This window comes from Amycolatopsis roodepoortensis, assembly GCF_024628825.1.
GTDB classification, from domain to species: domain Bacteria; phylum Actinomycetota; class Actinomycetes; order Mycobacteriales; family Pseudonocardiaceae; genus Amycolatopsis; species Amycolatopsis roodepoortensis.
The window spans coordinates 8,434,638-8,461,452 of sequence record NZ_CP102415.1; the positions used below are offsets into that span (position 1 = coordinate 8,434,638).

At 71.1% G+C, this 26,815-nt stretch carries 24 protein-coding genes and 2 riboswitches; of the genes, 12 read left to right on the forward strand and 12 right to left on the reverse strand.

The features are described 5' to 3' along the window. Window positions 1-45 precede the first annotated feature (45 nt). Complete coding sequence (locus NQK81_RS40590) at window positions 46-1,248, reverse strand: serine/threonine-protein kinase (protein WP_257485720.1); 1,203 nt, start codon at window positions 1,246-1,248, stop codon at window positions 46-48. A 118-nt stretch (window positions 1,249-1,366) separates the two neighbouring features. Here NQK81_RS40590 and NQK81_RS40595 point away from each other — a divergent pair, with 118 nt between their 5' ends. Continuing rightward, a complete protein-coding gene (locus tag NQK81_RS40595; protein ID WP_257485721.1) occupies window positions 1,367-2,926 on the forward strand; it encodes a helix-turn-helix domain-containing protein in 1,560 nt (519 codons plus the stop codon). On the opposite strand, the gene NQK81_RS40600 is transcribed toward NQK81_RS40595, so the two are convergent. Genes NQK81_RS40600 through NQK81_RS40610 form a run of 3 tightly spaced genes read right to left on the reverse strand, consistent with a single transcriptional unit; the run spans window position 2,914 to window position 5,506 of the window. Continuing rightward, window positions 2,914-3,783 carry a polysaccharide deacetylase family protein gene (locus tag NQK81_RS40600; protein ID WP_257485722.1) on the reverse strand — a complete coding sequence of 290 codons (870 nt, stop codon included), beginning with the start codon at window positions 3,781-3,783 and terminating at the stop codon, window positions 2,914-2,916. The two genes, NQK81_RS40595 and NQK81_RS40600, sit on opposite strands and share 13 nt — an antisense overlap. After that, window positions 3,780-4,892, reverse strand: a complete 1,113-nt coding sequence (locus NQK81_RS40605; protein ID WP_257485723.1) for an oxidoreductase — start codon at window positions 4,890-4,892, stop codon at window positions 3,780-3,782. Before NQK81_RS40605 ends, NQK81_RS40600 begins: the two co-directional genes overlap by 4 nt. Continuing rightward, complete coding sequence (locus NQK81_RS40610) at window positions 4,889-5,506, reverse strand: DUF1989 domain-containing protein (RefSeq protein ID WP_257485724.1); 618 nt, start codon at window positions 5,504-5,506, stop codon at window positions 4,889-4,891. Before NQK81_RS40610 ends, NQK81_RS40605 begins: the two co-directional genes overlap by 4 nt. A 227-nt stretch (window positions 5,507-5,733) precedes the next feature. On the opposite strand from NQK81_RS40610, the gene NQK81_RS40615 reads away from it, so the two are divergent. The 3 genes from NQK81_RS40615 (at window position 5,734) to fahA (ending at window position 8,361) form a co-directional block, all read left to right on the forward strand. After that, complete coding sequence (locus NQK81_RS40615; protein ID WP_257485725.1) at window positions 5,734-6,267, forward strand: MarR family winged helix-turn-helix transcriptional regulator; 534 nt, start codon at window positions 5,734-5,736, stop codon at window positions 6,265-6,267. 79 nt (window positions 6,268-6,346) lie between these two features. Beyond that, the gene (locus NQK81_RS40620; protein WP_257485726.1) at window positions 6,347-7,189 is read left to right on the forward strand and encodes a hypothetical protein; all 843 of its coding nucleotides are present in this window, start codon (window positions 6,347-6,349) and stop codon (window positions 7,187-7,189) included. Continuing rightward, on the forward strand, window positions 7,186-8,361 hold the full coding sequence (fahA, locus tag NQK81_RS40625) for a fumarylacetoacetase (RefSeq protein ID WP_257485727.1): 1,176 nt from the start codon (window positions 7,186-7,188) through the stop codon (window positions 8,359-8,361). Before NQK81_RS40620 ends, fahA begins: the two co-directional genes overlap by 4 nt. 238 nt (window positions 8,362-8,599) lie before the next feature. Here fahA and NQK81_RS40630 read toward each other — a convergent pair whose 3' ends face one another. The 6 genes from NQK81_RS40630 to bdeA form a co-directional block, all read right to left on the reverse strand. Next, window positions 8,600-9,907: an ABC transporter substrate-binding protein gene (locus NQK81_RS40630; protein WP_257485728.1), complete on the reverse strand. Its 1,308-nt coding sequence runs from the start codon at window positions 9,905-9,907 to the stop codon at window positions 8,600-8,602. Beyond that, window positions 9,904-10,905, reverse strand: coding sequence for a branched-chain amino acid ABC transporter permease (locus NQK81_RS40635; RefSeq protein WP_257485729.1), 1,002 nt, complete (start codon window positions 10,903-10,905; stop codon window positions 9,904-9,906). The genes NQK81_RS40630 and NQK81_RS40635 overlap by 4 nt, the downstream gene beginning before the upstream one ends. Before the next feature lies 1 nt (window position 10,906). After that, complete coding sequence (locus NQK81_RS40640) at window positions 10,907-11,785, reverse strand: branched-chain amino acid ABC transporter permease (RefSeq protein WP_257485730.1); 879 nt, start codon at window positions 11,783-11,785, stop codon at window positions 10,907-10,909. 110 nt (window positions 11,786-11,895) lie between these two features. Beyond that, window positions 11,896-12,600, reverse strand: coding sequence for an ABC transporter ATP-binding protein (locus NQK81_RS40645; protein ID WP_257485731.1), 705 nt, complete (start codon window positions 12,598-12,600; stop codon window positions 11,896-11,898). Next, a complete protein-coding gene (locus NQK81_RS40650) occupies window positions 12,587-13,357 on the reverse strand; it encodes an ABC transporter ATP-binding protein (protein ID WP_371878837.1) in 771 nt (256 codons plus the stop codon). The genes NQK81_RS40645 and NQK81_RS40650 overlap by 14 nt, the downstream gene beginning before the upstream one ends. Before the next feature lie 59 nt (window positions 13,358-13,416). After that, window positions 13,417-14,277: a bis(hydroxyethyl) terephthalate hydrolase gene (gene bdeA, locus NQK81_RS40655; RefSeq protein ID WP_257485732.1), complete on the reverse strand. Its 861-nt coding sequence runs from the start codon at window positions 14,275-14,277 to the stop codon at window positions 13,417-13,419. A 140-nt stretch (window positions 14,278-14,417) separates the two neighbouring features. Between bdeA and NQK81_RS40660 the strand changes: the two genes are divergently transcribed. Both NQK81_RS40660 and NQK81_RS40665 read left to right on the forward strand, forming a co-directional pair. Then, a complete protein-coding gene (locus NQK81_RS40660) occupies window positions 14,418-15,014 on the forward strand; it encodes a QsdR family transcriptional regulator (RefSeq protein ID WP_257485733.1) in 597 nt (198 codons plus the stop codon). A 48-nt stretch (window positions 15,015-15,062) separates the two neighbouring features. Next, window positions 15,063-17,429 carry a helix-turn-helix transcriptional regulator gene (locus NQK81_RS40665; protein WP_257485734.1) on the forward strand — a complete coding sequence of 789 codons (2,367 nt, stop codon included), beginning with the start codon at window positions 15,063-15,065 and terminating at the stop codon, window positions 17,427-17,429. A gap of 117 nt (window positions 17,430-17,546) precedes the next feature. Here NQK81_RS40665 and NQK81_RS40670 read toward each other — a convergent pair whose 3' ends face one another. After that, the gene (locus NQK81_RS40670; protein ID WP_257485735.1) at window positions 17,547-18,551 is read right to left on the reverse strand and encodes a prenyltransferase/squalene oxidase repeat-containing protein; all 1,005 of its coding nucleotides are present in this window, start codon (window positions 18,549-18,551) and stop codon (window positions 17,547-17,549) included. Window positions 18,552-18,583: 32 nt separating this feature from the next. After that, window positions 18,584-18,709, reverse strand: a riboswitch (cobalamin riboswitch). Between the two features lie 87 nt (window positions 18,710-18,796). Continuing rightward, a riboswitch (cobalamin riboswitch) is annotated at window positions 18,797-18,911 on the forward strand. Window positions 18,912-18,978: 67 nt separating this feature from the next. On the opposite strand from NQK81_RS40670, the gene NQK81_RS40675 reads away from it, so the two are divergent. Genes NQK81_RS40675 through NQK81_RS40700 form a run of 6 tightly spaced genes read left to right on the forward strand, consistent with a single transcriptional unit; the run spans window position 18,979 to window position 26,446 of the window. Beyond that, window positions 18,979-21,426, forward strand: a complete 2,448-nt coding sequence (locus tag NQK81_RS40675) for a hypothetical protein (RefSeq protein ID WP_257485736.1) — start codon at window positions 18,979-18,981, stop codon at window positions 21,424-21,426. Continuing rightward, window positions 21,423-22,001, forward strand: a complete 579-nt coding sequence (locus tag NQK81_RS40680) for an SCO2322-related protein (RefSeq protein WP_257485737.1) — start codon at window positions 21,423-21,425, stop codon at window positions 21,999-22,001. Before NQK81_RS40675 ends, NQK81_RS40680 begins: the two co-directional genes overlap by 4 nt. Then, window positions 21,998-22,918, forward strand: coding sequence for a flagellar biosynthesis protein FlhF (locus tag NQK81_RS40685; protein WP_257485738.1), 921 nt, complete (start codon window positions 21,998-22,000; stop codon window positions 22,916-22,918). Before NQK81_RS40680 ends, NQK81_RS40685 begins: the two co-directional genes overlap by 4 nt. Then, a complete protein-coding gene (locus NQK81_RS40690) occupies window positions 22,918-24,030 on the forward strand; it encodes an energy-coupling factor transporter transmembrane component T (RefSeq protein ID WP_257485739.1) in 1,113 nt (370 codons plus the stop codon). The genes NQK81_RS40685 and NQK81_RS40690 overlap by 1 nt, the downstream gene beginning before the upstream one ends. Then, window positions 24,027-25,622, forward strand: coding sequence for an ABC transporter ATP-binding protein (locus NQK81_RS40695; protein WP_257485740.1), 1,596 nt, complete (start codon window positions 24,027-24,029; stop codon window positions 25,620-25,622). The genes NQK81_RS40690 and NQK81_RS40695 overlap by 4 nt, the downstream gene beginning before the upstream one ends. Then, a complete protein-coding gene (locus NQK81_RS40700; protein WP_257485741.1) occupies window positions 25,619-26,446 on the forward strand; it encodes an ECF transporter S component in 828 nt (275 codons plus the stop codon). The genes NQK81_RS40695 and NQK81_RS40700 overlap by 4 nt, the downstream gene beginning before the upstream one ends. Here the strand turns inward: NQK81_RS40700 and NQK81_RS40705 are convergent. Further along, the gene (locus tag NQK81_RS40705; RefSeq protein ID WP_257485742.1) at window positions 26,430-26,807 is read right to left on the reverse strand and encodes a hypothetical protein; all 378 of its coding nucleotides are present in this window, start codon (window positions 26,805-26,807) and stop codon (window positions 26,430-26,432) included. The genes NQK81_RS40700 and NQK81_RS40705 overlap by 17 nt on opposite strands. Window positions 26,808-26,815 lie beyond the last annotated feature (8 nt).

The window sequence follows — 26,815 nt, forward strand, 5'->3', positions numbered from 1 at the left end:
GCCGCCGGAGCGCGGCCGCCCGCCGGTTTCGCTGCTGTGAGCGGATCAGCCCACAGCAGGGCGTTTGGCCGGGACCAGCCACACGCCGATGACCAGCACGGCGGCGAAGACGAGCGCGACGAGATCGAGAGCGAGCCCCGGATACAGGGGAAGGCCCAGGTATTCCCGTTCGTCCAGCGTCTGCAGCAGGAGCAGGCTGAGCAACGTCAGCCCCGCGCCGACGGCGGTCACGACCTGCCCGCGGCGGACGCTGGCGAACAGGAGACCGCCACCCACGACCGAGAACACGCCCGCCAGGACGATGCCGACGCGGGCGAGCAGCATCGGCGGCCAGAACACGTCGAACAGGTACGCCTGATGGATCATCATCGCGTCGGTCAGCACGTAGAAGCCGAACAGAATGCTCGCCACGCCTGCCAGGATCGCGGGCATCGAAGGCATGCCGAGCCCGGGAGAAGACGGCTGCGGCACGGGGGTTTCGACCCCGCTCGCGGCCTGAGCCAGCAGCGGGAGCGCTTGGTCCGGCAGCATGCGTGCCTGCGGTGCCTTCGCCAGCAGCCCGCGGAGGACGTCCGCGAGCGGCGCGGGCGTCCGGTTGAACGGCGGCTGCTCGTTGACGACGGCGTACAGCGTGGCCGCGACGTTCGCCCGCTGGAAGAAGTTCCCGCCCTCGCTCGCGCTGAGCAGGGTCACGCCGAGCGACCAGAGATCGGAATGGGGAGTGGCTTCGTGCCCCGCGATCGTTTCGGGGGCGAGGAACGCGGGGGTGCCTGCCGGGTCGAGGGCCTTGGCGATCCCGAAACCGGTCAGTTTCACCGTCCCGTCGGGAGCCACCAGGATGTTCGAGGGCCGCACGTCCCCGTGTACGACGCCCGCGGTGTGCGCGGCGGTGAGCGCGCCGAGCACCTGTCCGCCGAGGTCCGCCACGAACCGCGGAGGCAGCGGACCCGCGGACGCGATGTCCTCCAGAGTCCGCCCTTCCACGGGGCCCATCACGAGGAACGCCGTCCCGTCCGTCACCACGACGTCGTGGACGGGTACCACCGACGGGTGATCGACCGTGACGCGGGCTTCGCGCTGGAGCCGCTCGACGAGGGCGGGCTCGTGGTTGGGAAGCCGCAGCTCCTTGATCGCGACGCGGTCGCCGTCCGGCCCGTCCTCGGCACGCCACAGCACGGCCGTCCCGTCGCGCCCCAGCTCCTCGAGCAGGGTGTAGCGCTCGGCGATCGTGCGGGAAACTGCCGTCACAGTGGTTCTCCTCGAATCCTGAAGGGGTCTTCGAAGCACGCTAATCAGCGCTCATGACAAAACGATGAAATGGCCGTTCATCCATAAAGGACGTACCCGGCTGGATATATTCACAGTCATGCTGACCTTGACGGCCCTGGTCGACGACCCGGCTCTCGAACTGCGGGTGGTCGTCCCCGGCCGTGACGGGGCGCTGACCGGGCAGGTGCTGTGGGTGCACAACACCGAGCTCCCCGACCCCGGGCCGTACGTGCGCGAGCACGAGGTCGTGCTGACCAACGGCCTGTGGCTGGACCGCGTCGCCCCGGCGGACTTCGTCGCGCGGGTGGCCGGCGCCGGAGCGGCGGGCGTCATCTTCGGCCTGCGCGTGGAGCAACCCGACACTCCTCCGGAACTCGCCGAGGCCTGCCGGGAAGCCGGATTGCCCCTGTTGGAGATCTCGGTGGCGGTGCCGTTCACGGCGGTCACCCGCGCCGCGGCGGCGATCCAGGCCGCGGACCGGCAGAACGCGCTGATGTCGATGGTGCGCCGGGGCGACGAGCTGACCTCGGCGCTGTCGCGGGGCGCGGGCGCGGCCGGGGTGCTCGCGATCCTCCGTCGTGAGCACGAGCTCCCGCTGGCCGTCGTGGACCGGATGGGCCGGGAGCTCGCGTCCGCCGGTGCCGCGCTGGACGCCGGGCAGTCACGCGCCGCGGCGGAGGCGCTGGCCGGGCATCCGCCGCCGTTGGAGGCGGATCTCGGTGCGGGGACGCGGGCGGCGTTGTTCCCGGTGGGCGCGATCGGCGACGCGGACGCCGCGCTGCTGTGCCTGCGGCCCGTGGCCGGCCTGACGCGCGAGGAGCGGGACGCGCTGGAGCAGACCGCCCGTTACCTCAGCCTGGAGGTGGCCCGGCACCAGGCGGTGCAGGCGATCGAGATGCGGTTCGCCGTCGAACTGCTGGACATGATCCTGTCCGGAGCGCAGCGCGCCGCGGAGGTGCCCGGCAGGCTGCGGGCCTTCGGCGTCGACCCGGATGGGCCCCTGGCGGTGATCGCGCTGGCGTTCGCGGGCGACGACGCCGCGACGCGGGCGGGGATGGCGGAGGCCGTGACGGATTTCCTGCTGGCGGACGGACTGCCCGCGGTCGTGGCGGCGGGCAGCCAGGACGTCGTCGCGGTACTGCCGTTCCGGTCGGGACGGCAGTCGCCCGCCGCCTTCGCGCCGCGGCTGGCGGCGGCGGTGTCACACCGGCTCGCCGGCGGACGCGTGGTGGTCGGACTCGCCGATCCCGTGCCCGGCGCCGCCGAATTGCGGGTGCCGCTGTCACGCAGCCGCGAAGCCTGCCGCGTGCTCCGGGGCAGGCGCGGTGGCCCGGTCGCGGCGAGTTTCGCCGAACTGGGCAGCTATCGCCTGCTCCTGGAATCACACGACGAGCAGTGGCGGCACACCTTCGCCGACGCCCTGCTCGGTCCGCTGCGCGAGCACGACCGCGTCCGCGACGGTGACCTGGAGACGACCCTGCGGGCGTTCCTCGACCACGACGGCCAGTGGGCGGCCACCGCCGCGGCGCTGTACGTGCACGTCAACACCTTGCGCAACCGGCTGGCCAAGGTCACCGAGCTGACCGGCCGCGACGTCGGGCGGACCGCCGACCGGGTCGACCTGTTCCTGGCGCTGGAAGCGGCTCAGTCCGGGTAGACCGCCGGGTCGATTTCGAGGCGCCGCAAGGGTTCCGCGGGCAACGCCGGGTCGGCCAGCGCCGCGGCGGCCACGTCACGGCACCGGGCGAACCGGACGTCGCCGAGACCGAGCCCGAACTCGATGAGCGAGCGCACGGCCTCCAGCCGTCCCGGCCTGCCCGAAAGGAACGGGTGCAGGCACAGGTTGAACAGGCACCGGTAGCGGCGCATCGCGTCCAGCTCCGCGCGCCACATCTCCAGCACCCGCACCGGGGACGTGATCACCGAGCCGACCTGCGGTGCGGGAAGGAACGCGTACTGCTCCCAATCGTCGAGCGACCAGTGCACCGGCAGCTCGGCGATCCGGCCCGCCGCGGTTTCGATCAGGTACGGCCGGTCGTCGGCCATCAGCGACGAGTCGTAGCTCAACCCGTGTTCGGCGACCAGCGCCGGAGTGTCCCAAGTGGACTCCCAGCCCGCCGCGCGATGCCCGCTGATCTCGATGCCCTGTGCGGCGAACACCGCCATGCCCCGTTCGAAATCGGCGCGTTGCTCCGCGGCGGTCATCGCGGTCGGCGGCCGGTGGCTGTAGGAGTGGTGGGCCACCTCGTGCCCGCGCTCCACGATCGTGGCGGCGAGGCCGGGCCGCTGTTCGGCGACCCAGCCCGGCACGAAGAACGTCGCGGGCACGGCCAGTTCGTCGAGCAGGTCGAGGATGCGCGGCACCCCGACCCTGGGCCCGTACGCCTGATGGGACATGGTCGAGAGGTGGTCGGCGTAGCCCCGCCCGCGCGCGAGGATCGGGGATTCCGCGTCCACGTCGAAGGTCAGGGTCGCCACCGCGGCCGCGCCGCCGTGCCAGCTTGGTTCCGTCACGCCTGCCGACTCTCCCGCCAACGGCGCGCGTTCGCCACCGTGACCGTCGGGGAGACCATCGCGCGATCGAACTCGGCCAGTGGCCGCGCCGCCGCGACACGGGCGGGCAGATCGGGGTTGGCCAGCGCGCCGTGCCCGAGCGAGAGCAGGTCCGCGTGCCCGCCGGTGAGCACCTCGTGCGCCTGGGCGAGGTCGTGCATCCCGCCGTTGGCGATCACCGGCAGCCCGGTGACCTGCCGGGCGAGCGCGGTGATGGTGCCGCCGTCGGCCAGCTTCGCCGTTTCGAGCCAGTTCCGGCCCTCGCTGGCGATGTGGAGGTACTGCGCGCCCGCTTCGGCGACCGCGGCGAAGATCACCTCGGCGTCGTCGCGGCCGCCGGGCCAGCGGTAGGTGAAGTCGTTGACCTTCGTCTGCGACAGCCGCACGCCGGTCACCAGCTCGGGCACGGCCTCGGCGACGGCGGTCACGACGCGGGCGGTCAGCCGGATCCGGTTCGCGACCGGTCCGCCGTAGGAGTCCGTGCGGTGGTTGGTGTAGTCGGTGAGGAACTGGTCGAGGAGGTATCCGTTCGCCGCGTGAACCTCGACGCCGTCGAACCCGGCCTGACGGGCACGCGCGGCCGCTGCCGCGAAGCCTTCGACGACGTCGTCGATCTCGGCTGTGGTCAGCTCGCGCGGCACCGGCCACGGCCCGGAACCGCCGTACGCGCGCATCATCTCCCCGCGCGGCTGGACGGCCGAAGGAGCGACGGTGTTCGGGTGGCCCTGCGCGATCGCCCCGGCGTGCATGAGCTGCGCGATCATCCGGCCGCCCGCCGCGCGCACACCGGCGGTGACCACGCGCCAGCCCGCGACGTGTTCGTCCCGCGCGAGGCCCGGCTGGTTGAGGTAGCCCTGGCTGGCCGCGCTGTCGGGATAGGTGCCTTCGCTGAACACCAGCCCGAAGCCGCCGCGGGCGAATTCGGCGTAGTAGTCGGCCATCTCGCCGGTCGGGGTGCCGTCGGGACTTGCCGAGACGCGGGACATGGGGGCGACGGCGTAGCGGTTGCGCAGCGCGAGACCGCCGAGCGTGGTGGGGGCCAGCGCGGGGTGTTCGATGGTGGTCGTCATGACCGGTTTCCTCCATTGTGGACGGTTTCGATGGCGAGCGGGGAGAGTCCGGCGTCGCTGATCCGGACAAGATCCTGCGGGCAGGCGGAGACCACGACGACGCAGTCCAGCTCGGCGCGCAGGGTCACCGCGTCGCCGGGCCGTGAGTTCGCGGTCAGCCAGTTCAGGCGCCCGTCCCCGCCGACCGGGACGCGCATGAAGACGTTGATCGGCTGCGGCGTCGGGCCCGTGAAGCCGAGGCCTTCGTTCGTCAGCGCCTCACGCAGGTTCGCGGCGCAGGACCGGTGGCCCGGAGCGCCCAGCGCGGCGTAGCGGGCCGGGTCGCACGCCGGGACGAGCATGTCGTGCTCGCCGGGTGAGGTGTCTTCGATCAGCGTCAGGATCGGGCGGCGCAGGTCGGTCAGGAACGATTCGCCGACCGCGGGGAACAGCCTGTCGACACCGGCGCGGGTGTGCGCCGCGCTGTGGTGCTCGGTCAGTTCGGTCCCGCCGCCGTCGCGGAAGGCGAACACGTCGCCGACCTGGCCGCCGTCGACGTCGATGACCCGCACCAGATCCCCTGCGGCCACGCGGACGGCCCTGGCGGTCCCCGGTGGCACTTCCGTTCTGCTCATGGCTCCAGCAAACAGGGGTGGGCGGGCGCCTCGCCATGGAGAAATCTCCACTATCCAGAGTGCTTGGTAGAGAAACCTCCAGGCGAGCAAGGCGTAACTCGCGTGCTTGAAGGCGTAACTCGCGTGATTGGAGCCGCTACATCGTGTTACGGCTCCAATCACGCGAGTTACGCGGTGAGATAGTTTCGACTTTGACCATTTTCGCGGAGCCGGGTTAGGGTTCGCCGATGGAGGACGTGGACGCGGCCGGGCTCGATTTCTGGTCGTTCGTGGCACTGGCGAACCGGCGGCTCGCGCACGAGTACGGCTTCCGGCACCAGCTGGCGACCGAGGTGCTGCTGACCCTCAATCGCGCCTCCGACCTGGTGACCTACGACCTCGAAGCCGCGGTGCACCGGCCGCGCGGCCGGTCGTGGTCGGCGTTCCGGCTGCTGTTCGTGGTCTGGCTCGCCGGGCCGCTCGAACCGACGAGCGCCGCCCGGCTGACCGGGATGAGCCGGGCGGCGGTGTCGAATCTGGTCAAGACGCTGGTCGCGGAGGGGATGCTCCACCGGGTCCCGGACGAGCGCGACGGCCGTTCGGTGCGGCTGTCGCTGACCGAGGCGGGGCACGAGGAGATGGTCTCGGTCTTCCGTGAGCACAACGAGCGCGAATTCGGCTGGACGAACGCGCTGACCGAGACCGAACAGCGCATCCTGGTGATGCTGCTGGGCAAGCTGATCACGAGCCGCGCCGAGTTCGGCACCCGGAGCCGTAAGTAGGCCTTCCCGTCGCGCGGACGACCGGACTACCCTGCCCAGGGATAGTAAAAGCGTGAACTAAATCGGCGAGGAGGAGACCATGGTGGACGGCGGACGGATTCCCGCGCTCTTCGCCGGGCTGTGCGACGACGCCGCGGTGTTCCCGCCGGGGCTGGCCCCGCTGCCGGACGCCGTCGCGGCACACGACGAGCACCTCGATGCCTGGTACGCCGGCCTCGTCGGCCCGCTCGTCATCGCCGCCACCGCGCTCGGCGACCTCGCCGAAGTGCTCGGCGACCGGTCGACCCCGCTGCCGGTCTCGGTGACCCTCCCCGGCGGGCCCGAGCAGCTCGACGGGGTGCTCGGCGCCGTGGAGAAGCTCCCGGTGAAACTCGACGCGCTCGAGATCGCCGTCCCCGAGGGGATGGGCCCGGACGAGGTGCTCGCCGGGATTTCCCGGGCCACCGCGCCGGTCTTCGTCGAGATCCCGCGCGACGAGCGCCGTGTCCCGCTGCTGACCGCCCTTTCCGGCACGGGTCACCACGCGAAATTCCGTACCGGTGGCGTCCGAGCCGAGCTGTACCCCGGCGAAGCGGAGCTCGCCGCCTCTGTCCGAGCAGCAGTCGGGGCGGGTGTTCCGTTCAAGGCCACCGCCGGGCTGCACCACGCCCTCCGCAACACCGATCCGGAGACCGGCTTCGAACAGCACGGCTTCCTCAACCTGATGCTCGCGACCGACGCCGTCCTCACCGATGGCCACGCCGAAGCCGTTCTCGCCGAACGAGACGGCGCCGTCGTCGCCGGGCGGCTCCGGGAGCTGGACGCGGATCGCGTCGCCGCCCTCCGCGCGGCCTTCACGTCGTTCGGCACCTGCAGCATCACCGACCCCCTGACCGAACTGGCCGGACTCGGCCTGCTCGACGCGCCCCGAGGAGAGGCATGACCACGATCGACATCCCCGCAGGCTCGCTGTTCGGGATCGACAACCTGCCGTACGGCGTGTTCTCCGTCGACGGCGATTCCCCGCGCGTCGGCGTGCGCGTCGGCGACTCCGTTCTCGACCTGGCCGTGGCGCTCGGCGACGACGTGTTCGCCGCGCCGGCGCTGAACCCGTTCATGGCGCAGGGATACGACCGCTGGGTGGAGGTCCGGGAGCGGATCCGCGGCCTGGTCTCCGGCGAGCTCCCCGACGGCGCGGTCCACGCGATCGAACGGGTGACCCTCCACCTGCCGATCGAGGTCGCGGACTACGTCGACTTCTACGCCTCCGAGCACCACGCCTCGAACGTCGGCAGGCTCTTCCGGCCCGACGCGGAACCGTTGCTGCCCAACTGGAAACATCTCCCGGTCGGCTACCACGGCCGGTCCGGCACTGTCCTGGTCTCCGGTACGGACATCGTGCGCCCGAGCGGCCAGCGCAAGGCCCCGGCCGAAGCGGCGCCGGTGTTCGGGCCGAGCACGCGGCTGGACATCGAGGCCGAGATGGGCTTCGTCGTCGGCACCGGCACCCCGCTGAACACCCCGATCACTCCGGATTCCTTCCCCCGCCACGTTTTCGGCGCGGTCCTGCTCAACGACTGGTCCGCCCGCGACATCCAGGCCTGGGAATACGTCCCGCTGGGCCCGCACCTCGGCAAGAGCTTCGCGACGTCGATCTCCCCTTGGGTGGTGCCGATCCTGGCGCTGGAGGCCGCGCGGATCCCGCTGCCCGGCCAGACGGATCCGGAGCCGCTGCCGTACCTGCGGGAGAGCGAGCCGTGGGGCCTCGACATCGACCTCGTCATCGAATGGAACGGCGAGGAGGTCAGCCGCCCGCCGTTCCGCGAGATGTACTGGTCGCCCGCTCAGATGCTCGCGCACCTGACGGTCAACGGCGCTTCCTCGCGCACGGGCGACCTGTACGGCTCCGGCACGATCTCCGGACCGGAGAAGAACCAGCGCGGCGCGTTCCTCGAATTGTCCTGGGGCGGCAAGGAACCGCTCACGGTCAAGGGGGAGGAGCGCACCTTCCTGCTGGACGGCGACGAGGTCGTGATCACCGGGACCGCGCCCGGCGCGAACGGCTCGCGGATCGGGTTCGGCGAGGTGCGCGGGCGCGTCCTGCCGCCGAACTGAGCCGATGCGGCGGCTGTGACCGGTGTGGTGTGTCGCGAAAGCCACTTTCGGGACGTCTGATGTCCCGAAAGTGGCTTTCGCGACAGGTGGCCGGTTGCCGATGGCCCGTGACCGGAGGCCTGGCGTCAAAGCTGCCTCTCTGCCACCAGGGATCACGTCGGCGGGGTGGTGAAGGGCCTCTTCACTACTCTGAGGGTAGGGAAGGGGGCCTTCACGGGCCGGTGAGCACCGCCGGCACTCAGTTACCCGGAATCCCGTTGGGCGGCGGCGCGTCGTTCGCGGCGGAGTCGTCCGCCTTGATGGGCGCGTCGCCGAGGTCGGACACCAGGACCGGCGTCAGATCCTTGCCGACGCCGCCCTTGAGCTCGACGACCGACATGCCGGAGATGCCCAGGTGGCTGTCGGCGGTGTACCGGAACGGCGCCAGACCCGGTCCCTGGAACGTCTTCCCGGACTGCTGGATCACCTCGACGAGACGCTCACGCGTCAGATCCTTGCCGGCCGCCTGCAACGCCTGGACGAACGTGTACGCCTGCGCCATCCCGTAAATGCGGTAGTTCGTCAGGTCGCCGCCCTTGCCGTGGGCCTTCCAGACGTTCTGCCACAGCTTCGTCCAGGCGTTGTCCGGCGCGTCGACACCGGGCAGGTACTCGGTGGTGACCACGTCGTCGATGAGCGACGCGCCGTTGGTGACCTTGCCTTCGGAGAACCGCGCGAGCAGTGAACCGACGAGCGCGGGATCGGAGCCGACGTTGCTGTAGAACCACTTCGGCTTGAAGCCGATCTTCAGCGACGCCAGCTGGGAAAGCGCGGTGTACGACGGAACGGTGAAGCCCAGCACCAGATCCACGCCCGCGGCCTTGAGTTTCGCGATCTGCGGCGCGATGTCGGTGTTGCCGGGCGAGTACTTCGCGACCTCCACGATCTGCTGGCCGAGATAACGCCGGGCGCCCTTCTCGCCGTCGCGGCCGAAGTCGTCGTCCTGGAGGAACAGGCCGACCTTGGCGTTCGGCAGGTTCTGCCGCACCCAGTCGCCGATGATCTTGCCTTCGATCTCGTAGTCCGGCTGCCAGCCGAAGGTGAACGGCGCCTTCTTCGGATCGTCGCCCCAGCGCAGCGAACCCGACGACACGAACAGGTCCGGCACCTTGGAGTTGTTCAGGAAATCGACCACGGCGCTGTGCGTCGGCGTGCCGAGGCCGCCGACCATCGCGAAGATCTCCTCCTTGAGCACCAGTTCGTCGGTGACCGCGCTCGTGGTGGTCGGGTTGTAGCCGTCGTCCTTCACCACGAACTCGATCTTGCGGCCGTTGACGCCGCCGTTCGCGTTCACGTAGTCGTAGTAGGCCTGATGACCGCTCGGGATCTCGCTGTAGCCGGGCGCGGCGACGCCGGTCAGCGGGAAATGCGCCCCGATCTTGATGGTCGTGTCGGTGACCCCGACCGTCGAACCCTTCTGCTCGCCCTCGGGTCTGCCGCCCGCGCCGCAGGCGGCGGTGACCGTGACGGCAAGGAAGACGGCCACGGCCTTGGTCCAGCGTTTCATGAAGTTCTCCTCCGGTGGATGAGTTTCCGCAGCCCACCGGCGAGGCCGGCGGGTGCGAGCAGCACGATCAGGACGGTGACCAGTCCGTAGATCAACGGCGCCAGATGCGCGGCCTGCACGTCGGACAGGCCGAGATCCGTTCCCGCGCCGGTCACCAGCGGCGGCAGGAAGGTCAGCAGCGCGGCCCCCGCGAGCGCTCCGGTCAGGCTCCCGAGCCCGCCGAGCACCACCGCGGACACCAGCAGCAGCGACAACGTCAGCGCGAATCCGCTCGGCGCCGCCAGCCGCGCCGACAACGCCATCAGCGCTCCGGCCAGCCCCGCGCATCCCGAACTGACGACGAACGCCCGCACCCGCGTGCGGCCGAGGTCGATCCCGGCCAGTTCGGCGGCCACGTCCTCGTCGCGCACCGCCCGCCAATCACGTCCGACGCGGCCGCGGGAGAGGTTCGCCAGCAGGACGAACACGATGATCACCGCGAGCCACGAAAGGTAAGCGAGGTAACGGATCGACGTGAGTTCCTGCCCCGTGACGAAGTACGCGGCGTCCGCCAGCCAGGCGGGGATTTCCGGCATCCGCACGGGTAAGCCCTGCTCGCCGCCGAGCACTTCACCGAAGAACAACGGGATCCCGGGAACGGCGACGGCGAGCGCGAGCGTCGCCCCGGCGAGATACGGCCCGTGCAGCCTGGCCGCGGCGACGCCGACGAGGGCCCCGACGGCCAGGGTGATCACCATCGCCAGCGCCAGGATCAGCGGCAGCGGAAGGAATTCCGACTTCAGCAGGAGCGCCGTCGAGTACGCGCCGACGGCCATCAGGGCGCCGTGCCCGAGCGAGAGCTGCCCGTTGAGCCCGGTCAGGACGGTCAGGCCCGCGGCCGCGATCGCGAAGTACGCCATCGTGGTGAGCTGCGAGGTCAGGAACGGCCCGGAGGTCTCCAAGACCAGCACGACGACGACCAGCGCGGCGAGCGCGATCAGGAGAGTGCGGCGTGGCATGTCAGACCTTCCGCTCTCGGACGCTCGCGAACAGGCCGCCGGGCTTCAGGAGCAGCACCACCATGAGCAGCGCCAGCGCGGCGAGCGGAACGAGTTCGGAGCCGATGTAGCCGCTCACCAGGCTCAGCGACAGGCCGAGGACGACGCCGCCGACGACCGCGCCGACCGGGCTGTCCAGCCCGCCGAGCACCGCGGCGACGAAACCGTACACCACCACACCGTCCATATAGGACGGATGGACGAGACCGCCGCCGGCGATCAGCAGCCCGGACAGCGAACCGGCGAGCGCGGCCAGCGCCCAGCCGAGCGTGAGCATCCGCCCGACCCGCACGCCGAGCAGGCGCGCCACCTCCCGGTCGAAGGCGGCGGCCCGCATCCGCAGGCCCAGATCGGTACCGCGGAACAACAGCACGAGCCCGATCAGCACCACCCCGACCGCGGCGATGGTGAACACGCCGAACCCGGTCAGCGCGATCGTCGTGTCACCGACCCGGAAACCGGTGAGCCCGAACGGCGCCGGGAACGACCGGTACCGCGAGCCGAACACCAGCGCCGCCAGCGCGTGCAGCACGATGAACAGCCCGAGGGTGAGGATGACGGCGTTGATCTCGGGTTTCCCGGAGACGAACCGGATCACGAACCGTTCCACCAGCGCGCCGAGCACCAGGCCCGAAAGCAGTGCCACGGCGAAACCGGCCCAGTACGACCAGCCCGCGTCGATGAGGACCAGCGCGACGTAGGTGGTGATCATCGCCATCGGCGCCTGCGCGAAGTTCACGATCCGCGTCGCCCGCCAGATGAGCACGAGCGCCAGCGCGAACGCGGCGTAGACCACGCCCAGCGTCAGGCCGGTGAGCGCGGTGGTCAGCAGTTGCTGCACAGGGCTCCCTTTCTCCAGGGGTGAGGCGCCGAACCGGTGACCGGCGAGCCGTCGGGGTGTCGCGAAAGCCACTTTCGCGACATGGTCGTGTGGTCCACCGAGCCTCCCTTTCAGAATCCGAGGTAGGCGTGCCGGAGGGCGTCGTCCGCGACGAGCGCCGCCGCGTCCCGCCGGACGACGACCTGCCCGAGGTTGAGCACGACCCCGTTATCGGCGATCGACAGCGCGCTGCGCGCGTTCTGCTCGACCAGCACGACGGCCAGCCCCTCGTCGTGCACGAGACCGCGCAGCAGGCCGAAGATCCGCGCCACGATCCGGGGCGCGAGGCCCAAGGACGGTTCGTCCAGTAGCAGCACCTTCGGCCGGGAGAGCAGCGCGCGGCCGATGACCAGCATCTGCCGTTCCCCGCCGGAAAGGACGTGCGCGAGACCGTTCTTGCGGTCGGCCAGCGCCGGGAAGAGGTCGTAGATCCGGCGGAGATCGGCCGCCGTCGCGCGGCCGCGCGCCCCGAGCGCGCCGAGCCGCAGGTTCTCCTCGACGGTCAGTTCGGCCAGCACGCCGCGGCCTTCGGGGACGTGCGCGAGGCCGAGCGCGGGAAGGTCCTCTGTGGACACTCGGCGGAGGTCCCGGCCCGCGAGCGAGATTCCGCCGCCCGCCGGTGGCACGAGACCGGAAATGGTGCGCAGCAAGGTGGTCTTGCCCGCGCCGTTCGCGCCGAGCACCGCGGTGATCTCACCCTCCGCGGCCGAAAGGCTCACCGAGTCCAGCGCGCGCACCGGGCCGTAGCTCGCCGAGAGGTTCTCAACGGTCAGCACCGGCCACCTCCTCGCCGAGGTAGGCCGCCTGGACCGCCGGATCCGCGCGGATCTCGTCCGGGGTGCCGCGGGCGATGACCCTGCCGAAGTCCAGCACCACGATCTCGTCGCAGACGCCCATCACCAGATCCATATGGTGCTCGACGAGCATCACCGACATGCGTTCGGTCAGGCCGCGGACCAGCGTGCCGACCTCGTCGATCTCGGCCGACGACAGGCCGCCCGCCGGCTCGTCGAGTAGCAGCAGGTCGGGTTCGCTCACCAGCGCCCGCGCCAGCGCGACCCGCTTCCGCACCGGATACGGAAGGCTCGCGGGATACCGATGGGCGACGTCGGCGATGTCGAACGCCTCCAGCTGAGCCATCGCTCGCTCGGCCAGCGCCTTCTCGTCCTTCGTCATGCCCAGCAACGACGACCAGAAGCCGGACTTCGCGTGCCTGCCCGCCCCCGCGAGGACGTTGTCCAGCACGGTCATCCGGTCGAACAGGCCGAGTTCCTGCAGGCTGCGGGCGATCCCGAGGCCGGCGAGCTGATGCGGCCGCAGCCGTCGCAGTTCCGTTCCGCGCCAGGTCAGGGTGCCGGTGTCCGGGCGGACGAAACCGCACGCGACGTTGAAGAGCGTGGTCTTGCCCGCCCCGTTCGGGCCGATCACCCCGAGCACCCGGCCCGGCGCGACGGTCAGGGAGACGTCCGACAAGGCGACGAGACCACCGAAGGTCGCCGACACGCCGGACATCTCGAAGGTCGACAGGGTCACGCAAGAACTCCCAACGGAGAGAGGAGGTCCCGGCGCGGGCGCGCCGGGACCGAGGACACTCAGGCGTGCGGACATGTGTCCCGGTAGTCGCTGATCGTGCGGTCGTCCGGGGCGGGGCAGAGGAACTGCTCGTAGCGGGTGTCGTTGTCCACGAACCGCTTCAGCCACGAGATCGTGTACTTGGCCATGGTTGTGTTCGCGGTGTTCGGGAAGAAGTGGCTGGCGTTGTCCAGCTCCATGTACGCCTTCTCCGACGAGGCGGGAATGCTGGTGTAGAACGGGATCGAGTGCGACGCCACCGGCGCGACCGTGTCGGACTCGCCGCCGATGACGAACGTCGGCACCCGCAGCGAGGACCACGACTTCTGCGTGTTCCACGCCGCGAGCGGCACCGCGGCCTGCAGCGACGGCCGGTCCTGTGCGGCCTCGAGCGAACCGCCGCCGCCCATCGAGTGGCCGGCCACCGCGAGCCGGGTGGTGTCGACGCGGGAGCGGACGGTGCTGCGCTGGGTCAGGTAGTCGAGCGCGGCCAGCAACTGGTCACCGCGGCTGTCGGGCTGGTCGTAGATCGTGTTGGTGTCGATCGTGAACACCACGAAGCCCTGCGAGGCCAGCCGAGGGCCCATCCACGCGATGCTCGACTGGGTCGCGGTGAATCCGGGCGAGATGGCGACCGCGCCGAACGTGCCCTGCGCGGTGCTGGTGGGGTAGTAGATGGTTCCGCCGCCGAAGCCGGTGACGGCCAGGCTCGACACCGAGGTCTGGGATACCGCGAACGAGCCGCGGGAGGCTTCGATGCTGCTTTCCGTCGGGTCGGGGCCTCGTTCGTAGGGGTTCTCGGCGGCGTAGGCCGCCGTGGGGGCGACAGTGAGTGCCGCGACGGTGGCCAGTCCACAAAGGATCCGAGTCGTACTGCGCATGGTGCCGTCTCCGTTCGCCGTTGAACACGGTCCGTGGTGATGGACTGTGGCAAAGGGCGGGACAGGGCTGCATCGGTGAAATCGCCAGTCTTGCTCCGCGAGCGTTCCGGACGGCCCGGCCGCCCGTACGATCGGCGATCGTGAACCCCTCAGCCGAGGACATAGTCCGCACCGCGGCGCGGTGGATCGATCGCGGCGTCCGCGTCGACACCTCCGCCTTCGCCCAGGAACTGGGCATCTCGCGCAGCACCCTGTTCCGCCGCGTCGGCAACCGGGAAGACCTGCTCGGTGATGCCCTCTACTACCTGTCCGAGCGCACCCTGACGGCCGCCGCGCGCACCTGGGAGCGCGATGAGGGCGACGTGGTGCGCAACGCGGCCGGTGAACTGCGCTGTCTGTCGATCATGCGCGAGTACCGGTCCGTGCTGGCGGCGAGCGCCGGGTTCCGGCGCTTCCTCGACGACGAGCCGGTGCTGGCGATCCGGCTGCTGACCGACCCGGACGGACGCGTCCAGCCGAGGGTGATCGCGGCACACGTCGAGCTGCTTCGCCGCGACGTCGAGGACGGCGGTTTCGTGCCCGCGGTCAGCCTGGACAGCCTCTGTTACGCCATCGTGCGGCTGGGGGAGGCGTTCCTGTACTCGGACGTCCTCGCCTCCCGGACCCCCGATCTCGAAGCGGCGTCGACGCTGCTCGGCGCGCTCGTGGAAGGACGGGTACCGAGCAAGACCTTGTGAAACACTTACGCCTGGTGTTTCATCGAGAGGGATCTCGAGGAGGCGCCGATGCCTGTGTACCCGCTGCGGGGGAGGGACGACCTCTTCGGCGGGCTGCGGTCGGCCACCGGACGCGCCGTGCTGGTCCGCGGCGCGGAAGGGCTCGGTAAGTCGGCCCTGCTCACCGCGTTGCGCGCCACCCTCGGCGTCCGGCTCGTCGGTGTACGGGGCCTGCGCGCGGAACGCGAGCTGCCCTACGGAGCCCTGCAGCGGATGTTCGGCGCGCCGGTCTCCGGCGGCGCGGAGGCGCGGGACCGCCTCGGCGCGGTTTCGGCGCCGACGATCTGCTGGGTCGACGACGCGCACTGGGTCGATCCGGAATCCTTGGCGGCGCTGGGTTTCGCCGCCAGGCGATTGGCGGGCGCGCCGGTCGGGATGGTGCTCGCCTCGCGGTCGGGATCCGACGAGTTCGACTCCGTCGAGCTGCCGCCGCTGACCGATTCCGCCGCCGATCAGGTGCTGCGTGACCGCGGCGTGCCCGCCGGGGTGCGCCCGCAGCTGGTCGAGCTGGGAGACGGGAACCCGGCCGACCTGGTCGCGCTGGCGGCTTCGCTGACACCCGCTCAGGCGGCCGGGCGGGAGCCGGTCTCGCCGATCCTGAGGGAGCGGCTGCCTCGTTACGCGGCCGAGCTCGAAGCGATGCGGCTCGACGAACGCCTCCGTTTTCTCGCCACCTGCATGGACTTCTCCGCGAGGAAGGCGACCTGGTACGCGGCGGCGTCCCCGGCCGACCGCAGGGCGGCGCACGCGCGGCTGGCCTTCGCCGAGGAGGGGCCCGACGCGCTCTGGCATCGCGCGATGGCGACGGCCACGCCGTCCGAGCCGCTCGCGGACGCGCTCGCCGCGGCACCGGCGGTGGATCACGCGGCCGCGGCCCGGCAGCTCGAACGCGCCGCCGCCCTGACCGCCGATCCGGCGACGCGGGCGACCAGGCTCCTGGCGGCGGCGGACGCGGCCTGGCAGGCGGGCAGACCGGGTTGGGCGCGCCTGCTGCTGTCCAGGGTCGACACGGAACCGGGCGCGGTGGCGTTGCTGCACGGGGAGATCGAGCTGCGCGACGGCGATCCCGCCGTCGCCACCCACGAACTGGGCGCGGCGGCGGAACTGCTGCCCGATCCGGCGGGCGCGCTCCTGCTGGCGGGTGAGGCGCGCAGGCTCGGTGGTGACCTGAGCGGCTACCGGGCCCTCGCCCGGACGGTCCCGGCGGGCGACGAGCTGGCGTCCGCCCATTTCCACGGTCTCACCTCGGTTTACGCCGGCCGCCACGAGGACGCCGTCGCTCCGTTGACCGACGCCGTCGCCAAGGGGATGGCCGGTTCGGACGTCGCCGGGGCCGTCTGGGCGGCCGAAGCGGCGTTCGCCCGCGGGCATGCCGAACGGGCGCACGAATACGCGGCCGCGGCCGTGAGCCGCGCGCGGCTCGGCAAACGGCACGCGGAACTGCCGTGGGCGCTGATCTACCTGTCGCTCTCGGCGATCGCGCTCGACCGAATCCCCTGTGCGCGGGCGGCGTCCCGCGACGGGCTGCACGCACCGCACAACCTGCGGATGGAGCATCTGACGCTGCTGGGCCTGGCCGCCGCCCTGCTCGGTGACCGTGTACCGGAGCTGGACGAGGCGGCCGAGGGGATCGCCGAACGCGGTCTCGGCAGGCCCGCCGCGGTCGCCGCGTGGGCGAACGCCTGTCTGGACCTCGCCGAGGACCGGCCCGACGACGCGTTGAGCAGGCTCGAAGATCTCGCTTCGGGTGTCTCCGGCGACCAGCCGGTGATCCGGGTGCTGGCCACCCCGCAACTCGTCGAAGCGGCCGTCTGTTCCGGGCGATCCGAACGCGCGCTGGCCGCGCTGGAGGTGTTCGACCGCTGGACCCTCGCGGGCGCGGAACCCTGCTGGCTCGCGCTGAGCCACCGCTGTCACGCGCTGACCGCGCCGGATCCGGAGACCGCGGAACGGCGTTTCGTACGGGCCATCGAGGCGCACCGGCGGGCGGGCGGCGCGATGGAACTCGCCAGGACCCGGTTCGCGTACGCCACCCTGCTGCGACGGCATCGCCGGACCCGCGACGCCCGCGACCAGTTCCGCGATGCCTTACGGGGCTTCGAAAACGTCGGCGCCACCCGGTTCGCCGAACGGGCGCGGGCCGGGCTGCGGGCGACCGGCGAGACCGTCGACACCCAGCACCGGTCGCTCGCCGGGCTCACCCCGCAGCAGGACGCCATCACCCGGCTGGTGGCGGCGGGGGAGACGAACAAGGAGATCGCGCGGCGGCTGGTGATCAGCCATCGCACGGTGGATCACCACCTGCGGAACATCTTCACGGCGCTGGGAGTGCGGTCCCGGGTGGAGCTCGCGCGCCGCGTCGCCGCCGGCGAATGACGAACTCGCGTGATCGAAGGCGTAACTCGCGTGATTGGAGCCGTAACTCGCGTGATCAGCGGCGTGACTCGTGAGTTACGCCTCCAAACACGCGAGTCACGTCTCTGATCACGCGAGTTACGGGCAGGCCAGGACCGGGGCCTGCGGACATCCGCCGCCGTGCAGGTCGCTCAGCGGAACCCTGGCCAGGCCGAGGATCGCCTGCGCGGTCGCGCGCGGGGCGGTCGACGGATTCAGGCCCGTGGCGTCGTAGGCGATCGCGCCGCGGTCCGCCTCGGCGCCGGCGCAGCCGGTCTGCAGCGACCGCAGGAATTCCCGCGCCTTGATCGCGGCGGCGGGGCGGTGCCCGGCCAGCGCCTGCGCGGCGAGGCCGGTGCTGTTGGCGTTCGGCGCGTCGGTGCCGAAACCGAAGCCGCCGTTCGGGTGCTGCTTGGTGACCAGCCAGGAGGTGCCCTCTCCGGCGTTCACCGCGTCACCGGTGGCGCGCAGGGCCTGGACGACCGTCGCGGTCGCGTCGACGTCGCTCACGCACGTCGCTTCGCCGAAGTTCAGCGGGAAACCGCCGTCCGGGCACTGGCTGCCCGCGAGGAACGCCACGGCCCGCGCCGGCGCCTCGCCGGTGCGGTCCAGCGCCAGCAGGGCGAGCGACTGCGAAAGAGCGTTGGAGTAGTCGCCGTATTCGGACCGGTCGGAGAACCGGCCGGACGGCGTGAGCAGCGAGAGCAGGCCCGCCTTCAGATCGACACCGCCGAACGACGCCGGGTCCTTGCCGCGGACCTGCGCGGCGAGCAGCAGCTTGGCGTGCGCGCCCGCGTACGCCTCCGTGCCACCGCCGACATAGGCCGTGGTGATCTCCGGTTTCGCCAGCCACGCGATCGCCTTGCCCGCGTTCGTGTCCGACACCCCGGCGGCGGCGAACGCGAAGATCGCGTCGATCGTCAAACCCTGGTCGGGGAACTTCTGGCCGCCGAAGTCGGCTTCGAACCGTTCCCCGTCGGTCATCTGCCTCGCGAGCCAGCCCGCGGCGGCGTCCGCCTTGTTGTGGGTGGCCGCGGCCGCCGCCGGAGCGGCGACCAGCCCGATGCCGCACAGCAGCACGACAGCGAAAACCAAACGTCTCATGAGAACCCTTTCCCGCATTTCCACGACAGGAGTCGGTGACACCGCGCGACGTGGGTGACCGGGCTCGCCTGGAGGCACACCGTTGCGGGACAGCGCCGGACTCTCACCGGACTTCCCCCACGACCGCGCTGAATCGGACGAACCGAAGAGTACCGCCGTGCGCGAAGGACCGGTGTGATCCTGATGACCGACCTGGTCAGCGGTGCCTGCCGGAGGTGATCGAGTGTTAACCTCGCCTCGCTCGACAACAGAACACCGCCGCCCGTGACGGGGAAGCCGGTCGAAATCCGGCGCTGTCGCGCAACCGTAGGCCCTTCACCAGGGCGAGCCGGGATACCGAACGGGCGGATGAACGAACCACTGTCGCGATAAACAGGGGTGACCGCGGCGTCCCGCGCCGTCCTCCGTCACGCCGCAAGGAGGAGCCATGCGCCGCGGGTACCTGGCCGCGATGGCGTTCGCCGTCAGCGTCGGCGTGGTCGCCGCACTGCTCACCGGGACGGCCGCCGCCGCGAACGACCTCGGCGCCGCGAAGGCGAATTCCCGCTGGCTCGCGACGAAGCTGAAGCCGGACGGCACGCTCGAGAATCCCAGCGGCGGCACACTGCCGGACCACGGCGTGATGCTCGACGTCCTTTTCGCGATGTACGCCTCGGGCGACGGCACGAAGGCCGAGCCGATCATGAGGTTCCTCGACGAAGAAGGCCACGCCACCGACTACTTCACCTGGGACGGGCTGATTCCCGGGGGCGGGTACGACAAGGTCGTCGTCGGCGGCTCGCTGGCCAAGATGCTGGTCGCCGCGCAGGTTTCCGGCCGGGACCCGCGAAACGTCGACGGATACGACCTGGTCGCCGAGACCCATGCCGCGATCATGCGCAAGGGCCCCGACAAGGGCCGGATCAGCGACTACTCCAAGGATCCGGAGCACACCGGCCCGGTGAACAACGACGCGAACACGTTCGGCCAGGCGCTCGGCGTCATCGGGCTAGCCGCGGCGGGGGAGAGTGAACGGCTCGCCATCGACAAGCTGCTGACCCAGCAGTGTTCCGAGGGCTACTTCCGCCTCTTCTTCAAGGACATCCCGACGAACGAGACCGGTGACCACGTCACGCCGGACGGCCGCAAGATCTCGACCTGCGACGAGGGGAAACCGCTCGACCTTTCGCCGTCGGACGGCGACGCCACCGGTCTCGGGCTCTCGGCGCTGCTGGCCGCACGGAAGGCGGGCGCGACCGGGCTCGACGCGCCGATCGCCAAGACCGTCTCGTGGCTCAAGGCGAACCAGACCGCCGGTGGCGGCTGGGGTGGTGGCGTCAGCACCGAAGCACCGAACACCAACAGCACCGGCCTGATCGTCCAGGCGCTCGCCGACGCCGGCGGCGCGGACGCGGCGGTGGACAAGGGCGTGCGGTACCTCAAATCCGCGCAGGCGAACGCCGCCGCCGACTCCGGTACCAAGCTCGCGGGCGAGCTCGGCGCGATCGCCTACAACCCCGCCGACTACGAGTCCGCGCGCACGTCGGGGATCAGCGGGCTCGACACCTGGATCCGTGCGGGTGCCCAGGCTTCGCTCGGGTTGGCGCAGGTCGGCTTCTACGCGCTCGCGAAGGGTGACGTCCGGCCGCCGGCCAACGTCGCCCCTGCTCCCACGACGACCACCATCACGACCGCGGTGACGCCGCCGCCCAAACCCAGGAAGGCGGGCACGCCCAAAGCGTCCACCGTCGTCCAGCCACCGGCGGCGATCGCCATCCCGGACACCGCGACACCGGCCGCCCGCCTCGGCGCCTACCTGGCGAACCGGCTCTCCGGCGGTGACCACGTGGAGGTGGCCGAGGACGGCAAGACCTACGTCGACTACGACGCCACCGCCGACGTGGTGCTGGCCCTGCGAGCGCTGGACCAGCAGCCGGACGCGGTCGCCCGCGCGTCGCAATTCCTGCTGAAGCCGGAAGCCGTCCAGGCCTATGCCCACGGCGCGCCGTATGAGCAAGGCGAGGCGTCCTATGCCGAACCGCTCGCGAAACTCGTGCTCGTCGCCGAGTTCGCGAAGTCGGATGCCGCCGGGCCACTGCGCGCCGATCTGGTGAAGCTGCGAGGCACCGACGGTGAGTTCACCGACACCGGATCGTTCGCCGATGCCGACGAGACCGTCGAGCGGCATGCTTGGGCGGTGCTCGCCACCGCCGCCGATCCCGGGCCCGCGGTCGAACTGCTCCTTTCGCGTCAGTGCGCCGACGGAACCTTCCCGAAGCATCTCGACACCGTGGAATGCGGCTCCGGCGACCTCGCCGCGACCGCAGCCGCGGTCACCGCGCTGGCCGCGCGCCCGCACACCGACACCGCGCCCCCGTCCCGGCGCCCGGACGGCTGGACCGAGCGGCGTGTGTCGGCGTTCGTCTCCGCGGTGGGCGCGCTCGGCGTCCGGCCGACCGGCGAGGGCGTCGTCACCGGAGAGGGCGGAGAACCGGACGTCGCGTTGAGCTCCGCCGTCGCCGCCGCGCGGCAGGCCGCCGGCCTCGACGTGAGCGGAACGGCGCGGTCACTGGGCAAGCTGGTCCGAGCCGACGGCGGTTTGGCCAAGGGATCCGCCGGGGAGACCGACTTCCCGACCAGTCTGGCCGCCGCGCAAGGAGTCGCGGGCCGCTCTTGGCTGACCGCGGCCGAGTCGCCGCTCTCGCCCGCGATCCGGCTGCCGCTGACCGAGGCGAATCCGTCCGCCGCACCGGTACTGGCCGCGGAGCAGTCCGGCTCCCCGCCGTCATGGCTGATCTGGGGGCTCGCCGGACTGGCCGTCCTGCTGCTGCTCACCGTGCTCGCCCTGGTTTTCGTACTTCGCCGTTTCACCAAGAAAAAGGGGGCAACACCATGAAGAGACTGCTCGCCGTCACGTCCGTCCTCATCGGACTGATCGGGCTTTCCGCCGCACCCGCGAACGCGGTCGACACCACCAAGGGCTACAACGGGATCTGCACCGGCCCCGACGCGCTCACCGGCGTCACCGTCGTGGTCGACTTCCAGGAGCTGGACGGCAACGGCGGGGCCGCCGCGCCGACGATCACCCGCTGCTCGCCCAACGCCGCGCCGGGCACCACCCGCACGGGTATCAAGGCGTTGCAGGACGCGGGGATCGCGGTCGCCGGCACCGCCCGCTGGGGCCTCGCTTTCGTCTGCCGCCTGGAAGGCCGCCCGGCCGCTACGGAGACCATCCCGCTGTCGTCCAACCCGAACTACAAGGAAGCCTGCGTCACCACGCCTTCCCCCGGCGCGTACTGGGGTTACTGGCACGCCGACGGCTCCGGCACGACCTGGACCTACAGCACCACGGGCGCCCTCAACCGCACCGTGACCCCCGGCGGTTTCGAGGGCTGGTCGTTCTCGCTGAACAAGTCGGCGACGACCAACCCGCCGCCCGGTGTCACGCCGAGGAACCCGGCCATCCCGTGAGGAAGGTCCTTCCCGTGGTGGCGGCGGTCTTCCTGATCGCCGCCACGGCACCGTCCGCGCACGCCGTCGACCAGGGCAAGGGGTACCCAGGGTTCTGCAAGGACGACACCGGGGTCACCGTGGTGGTGGACTTCCAGCAACTCGGCGGCACGGCCATCGTCCGCTGCAATCCCCAGACCACCCGCGGCACCGGGCTGGATGCGCTCAAGGGCGCCGGTTTCCAGATCGCCGGGGTGCAGCGCTGGGGCGAGTCGTTCGTCTGCCGGATCGAGAACCGTCCGTCCGCGGACGAGAACATCCCGGTCAGCGGCCGCGGGGAGTACCGGGAGCCGTGTGTCGACACGCCTCCCGCGCAGGCCTACTGGTCCTACTGGCACGCCTCGAACAACTGCGCGTGGGACTACAGCCAGTGGGGGCTCAAGAACCGCGACTTCACCCCCGGCGGCTTCGAGGGCTGGTCGTTCTCCTTGAACGCCACCGCCAAGAGCAACCCCGTCCCGCGGGTCTCCGCCGTGCGGCCCGGTACCGAGGGCCGGCCTTGCGTGCCGCGCGAAGAGGCCAAGCCCGCCACCGGCGATCCCGGCGAGCGGCAGCAGCGACCGCAGCCGGGGGACGATCCGCGGCAAACGGCCGGTGCGGAACCGAGCGCGGGAGAAGCCCCCGCCGCGGGTACGGATTCCGGCGCGCTGCCGCCGCCCAAACCGCGTCCGAGCGCCTCGGCGCGGCCGAAGGCACCGGACCCGTCGTGGAACGTCGCGTTCACCGGCGGTGAGCACGCCGAGGACGTCAACGCGGCGATCGAGCGCGAGTCCGGGGCCAGCGACTGGGCGCCGTGGGCGGCGGGCGCCGCGGTACTGGCGTTGTGCCTGGCGGGATTCCTGATGGCGCGCAGACGCAAACGCGCGCAAGGAGCCTGATGACGTCCTACTTCCTGCCGCGCGACCTGCATCCGGCCGCGTGGTGGGTGTGGGCGCTGGGGCTCGCCGTCGCCGCGACCCGCACGACGAACCCGTGGCTGCTGCTGACCATCGTGGCGGTCGCGGGGTACGTCGTCGTGGCCCGGCGCGGTGAGGCGCCGTGGGCGCTGGCGTTCCGGCTCTACCTGTACCTCGGCGCGTTCATCGTCGCGATCCGGGTGTTCTTCCGCATCGTGTTCGGCGGTGCCGAAGGATCCACGATCATCCTGCGGCTGCCCGAGATCCCGCTGCCGGAATGGGCGGCGGGGATCCGGCTCTTCGGCGACGTGTCCGCGGAATCGTTGCTGGGCGGGCTTTACGACGGGATGCGGCTGGCGGCGATGGTGATCTGCCTCGGCGCGGCCAACGCGCTCGCGAACCCGAAACGGCTGCTCAAGGCGATGCCGCCGGCGTTGTACGAGGTGGGCACGGCGGTGATCGTCGCGCTGTCGGTGTTCCCGCAGCTGGCCGAAAGCGTGCTGCGGGTCCGGCGGGCCCGCAAACTGCGCGGCGGTTCGGGGAAGAAGAAGATGAAGGCCCTGCACACCGTCCTCATCCCGGTACTGGAGGACGCGCTTTCGCGATCGTTGCAGCTGGCCGCGTCGATGGACTCGCGCGGCTACGGCCGGGCGGGGCCGGCCGAGGCGCGGACCAGACTGATCACGGGAACGCTGATGATCGTCGGCCTGCTCGGTGTCTGCGTCGGCGTTTACGCCACTTTGGACGGTTCGACGCCCCGCTACCTCGCCGCGCCTGTGCTTTCGGCGGGAGTCGTGATCGGGCTGGCCGGCTTCCGGTCGGCGGGCAAACGGGTCCGGCGCACGCGGTACCGGCCCGATCGCTGGCACCTGCCGGAAATCGTCGTCGCCGTCAGCGGGATCGGGGTCGCGGTGACCCTGTTCGTGACCTCCAGCGTGAACCCGATGAACATGAACCCCTCCCTGATCGACCTGTCCTGGCCGTCGCTGTCGTGGGCGCCGTTGTTCGGGGTACTGGTGGGCGTGCTGCCCGCGTTCCTGACCCCGGCCCCCGAACCTCCTTACGCCGCACTAGAAGAAGAAGTCCGCGCATGATCGAACTCGACCACGTTTCCTTCACCTACCACGGCCGCACCGAACCGGTGCTGTCCGACGTGACGCTGTCCATCGGTGAAGGCGAACTCGTGCTGTTCGCGGGCCGGACGGGCGCGGGCAAGTCGACGCTGCTCGGCACGATCAACGGTCTCGTCCCGCATTTCACCGGCGGACACCTCGAGGGCACGGTGTCCGTCGACGGCGTGACGACGCGGTCCCGGCCGCCGCGCGAATTCGCGCATCTGGTCGGCGTCGTCGGGCAGGACCCGCTCGCGGGTTTCGTCACCGACACGGTCGAGGACGAGCTCGCGTACGGCATGGAGCAGCTCGGCCTCGGCCCGCAGGTGATGCGGCGCCGGGTGGAGGAGACCCTCGACCTCCTCGGCATCGCGGAGCTGCGCAGGCGCGCGCTGCGGACGCTGTCCGGCGGGCAGCAGCAGCGGGTGGCGATCGGTTCGGTGCTGACCACCCACCCCAAGGTGCTGGTGCTGGACGAACCGACGTCGGCGCTGGACCCGACCGCGGCCGAGGAGGTGCTCGCGACGCTGGCCAGGCTGGTGGAGGACCTCGGCACGACGGTGCTGATGGCCGAGCACCGGATGGAACGCGTGATCCCGTTCGCGGACCGGATGATCCACGTCCCCGGCACCGGCGGAGTGATCGATGGGACACCGCCGGAAGTGTTGAAGGACATGCCCATCGCACCCCCGATCGTCCACTTGGGACGGTTGGCGGGCTGGGATCCGCTGCCGATGTCGGTGCGTGACGCCCGGCGGCGCGCTTCGTCGCTGACCCTCGGGACGCCCGCCGCGCGAAGCGTCACCGTCGGCGAAGAGCTGCTTGCCGCGACCGGGGTGGTCGTGCGGTACGGGCCGAAGGTCGCCGTGCGGGAGGTCGATCTGTCCCTGCGAGCCGGCGAGGTACTGGCGATGATGGGGCGTAACGGCTCCGGCAAGTCGTCGCTGCTGTGGGCGGTGCAGGGCTCCGGGCCCCGGCAGGGCGGCAAGGTCACCGTCGATGGCAAGGACCCGAAGACGCTGAGCAGCGCCGCGGCGAGGGCGCTCGTCGGCATGGTGCCGCAGACCGCGAGCGACCTGCTGTACCTCCAGACCGTCGCCGCCGAATGCGAAGCCGCCGACGCGGAATCCGGTGCGGAGCCGGGGCATTGCCGGGACCTGCTCGACCGGCTCGCTCCGGGGATCGATCCCGCGTCGCATCCGCGTGACCTGTCCGAGGGACAGCGTCTCGCGCTGGTGCTCGCCGTGCAGCTGTCGGCCGCCCCGCGGATCATGCTCCTGGACGAACCGACGCGCGGCCTCGCCTACACCGCGAAGGCGGCGCTGGCGCGGATGATCGCTTCGCTGACGGCCGAGGGCAAGGCGATCGTCGTGGCCACCCACGACGTCGAGTTCGTCGCGACGATCGCGCACCGGGTGATCGTGATGGCGGAGGGGGAGGTCGTCTCCGACGGCCCGACCGGTGAGGTGCTCGGCGGTTCCCCGGCGTTCGCCACCCAGGTCGCTAAGATCCTCGGCGAGCCTTGGCTGACCGTCGAAGAGGTCCGATCGGCGCTCCCGCTGGAGGTCCCGTGACCACGACGGCCCCGGCGGTCCGGCTCGGCCCCCGTTCGGCGACCGTGCTCGGCCTCGCGTCGCTCGCGGGGCTGATGATGTTCGTCTGGCCGCTGCTGGTCCGCGTCGAGCCGCAGTCGATGCAGCACGGCCAGGACGCGCCGTTCGTGTTCATCGGGATCCTGCCGATCCTGATCGTCATCGTGCTGGCCGAGATGTCCGAAGGGGGCATGGACTCCAAGGCCCTCGCGATGCTCGGCGTGCTTTCCGCGGTGAACGCCGCCCTGCGGCCGCTCGGCGCGGGGACCGCGGGGATCGAGACCGTGTTCTTCCTGCTGGTGCTGGCAGGCCGGGTGTTCGGCCCCGGCTTCGGTTTCGTGCTCGGCTGCACGTCGATGTTCGCTTCGGCGCTGCTGACCGCCGGAGTGGGACCGTGGCTGCCGTTCCAGATGATGTGCTCGGCGTGGATCGGGATGGGCGCCGGACTGCTGCCGCGCCGGGTCACCGGCAAAGCCGAGATCGCGATGCTGGTGGGGTACGGGATCCTCGTCGCGTACGTCTTCGGATTACTGATGAACCTGTGGTTCTGGCCGTTCATCACCGACGCCGAAGTGCCGTACCACGACGGGCACATCTCCTACGTGCCCGGCGCCCCGCTGCTGGAGAACCTGCACCGGTTCGCCGTGTTCACCGTGCTGACCTCGACGGCGGGCTGGGACACGGGCCGCGCGATCACGAACACGGTGGCGATCCTGGCGCTGGGGCCCGCCGTGCTCGCGACGTTACGCCGGGCTTCGCGGAAGGCTTCCTTCGGCGTGCTCCCTTCCTTCAGTGCCCGCGATTAGTCCTCTGAATGCGGGACTGCCGGGGCACGACGTGGCAGGCCACGGCGAACGTCACTCCCACGGCGATGATGATCGCGGCGAAGACGGGATGCATGTCCTTGGACAGGCTCTGTGCGCGTTCTGGGCCGATGGCCCACAGTGCCAGTGGGGTGGCGTAGGCCGCGGTGAGGGCGATCGCGCCCCAGCGGAGCGCCTTGAACCGGGCGTCGCGCAGGGTGCCGATCAGGACCAGGGCGACCGGGACGACGGCGAGCATCGCGAACTGGCCGATGATCATGACCGGCACGGCCCAGGCCGAGACGAGGACGGAACGCGGGAAGCGGCGGACGGTGGTTTCGCGGTCGAGCGTCGGGGTGGACATCGGTTCCT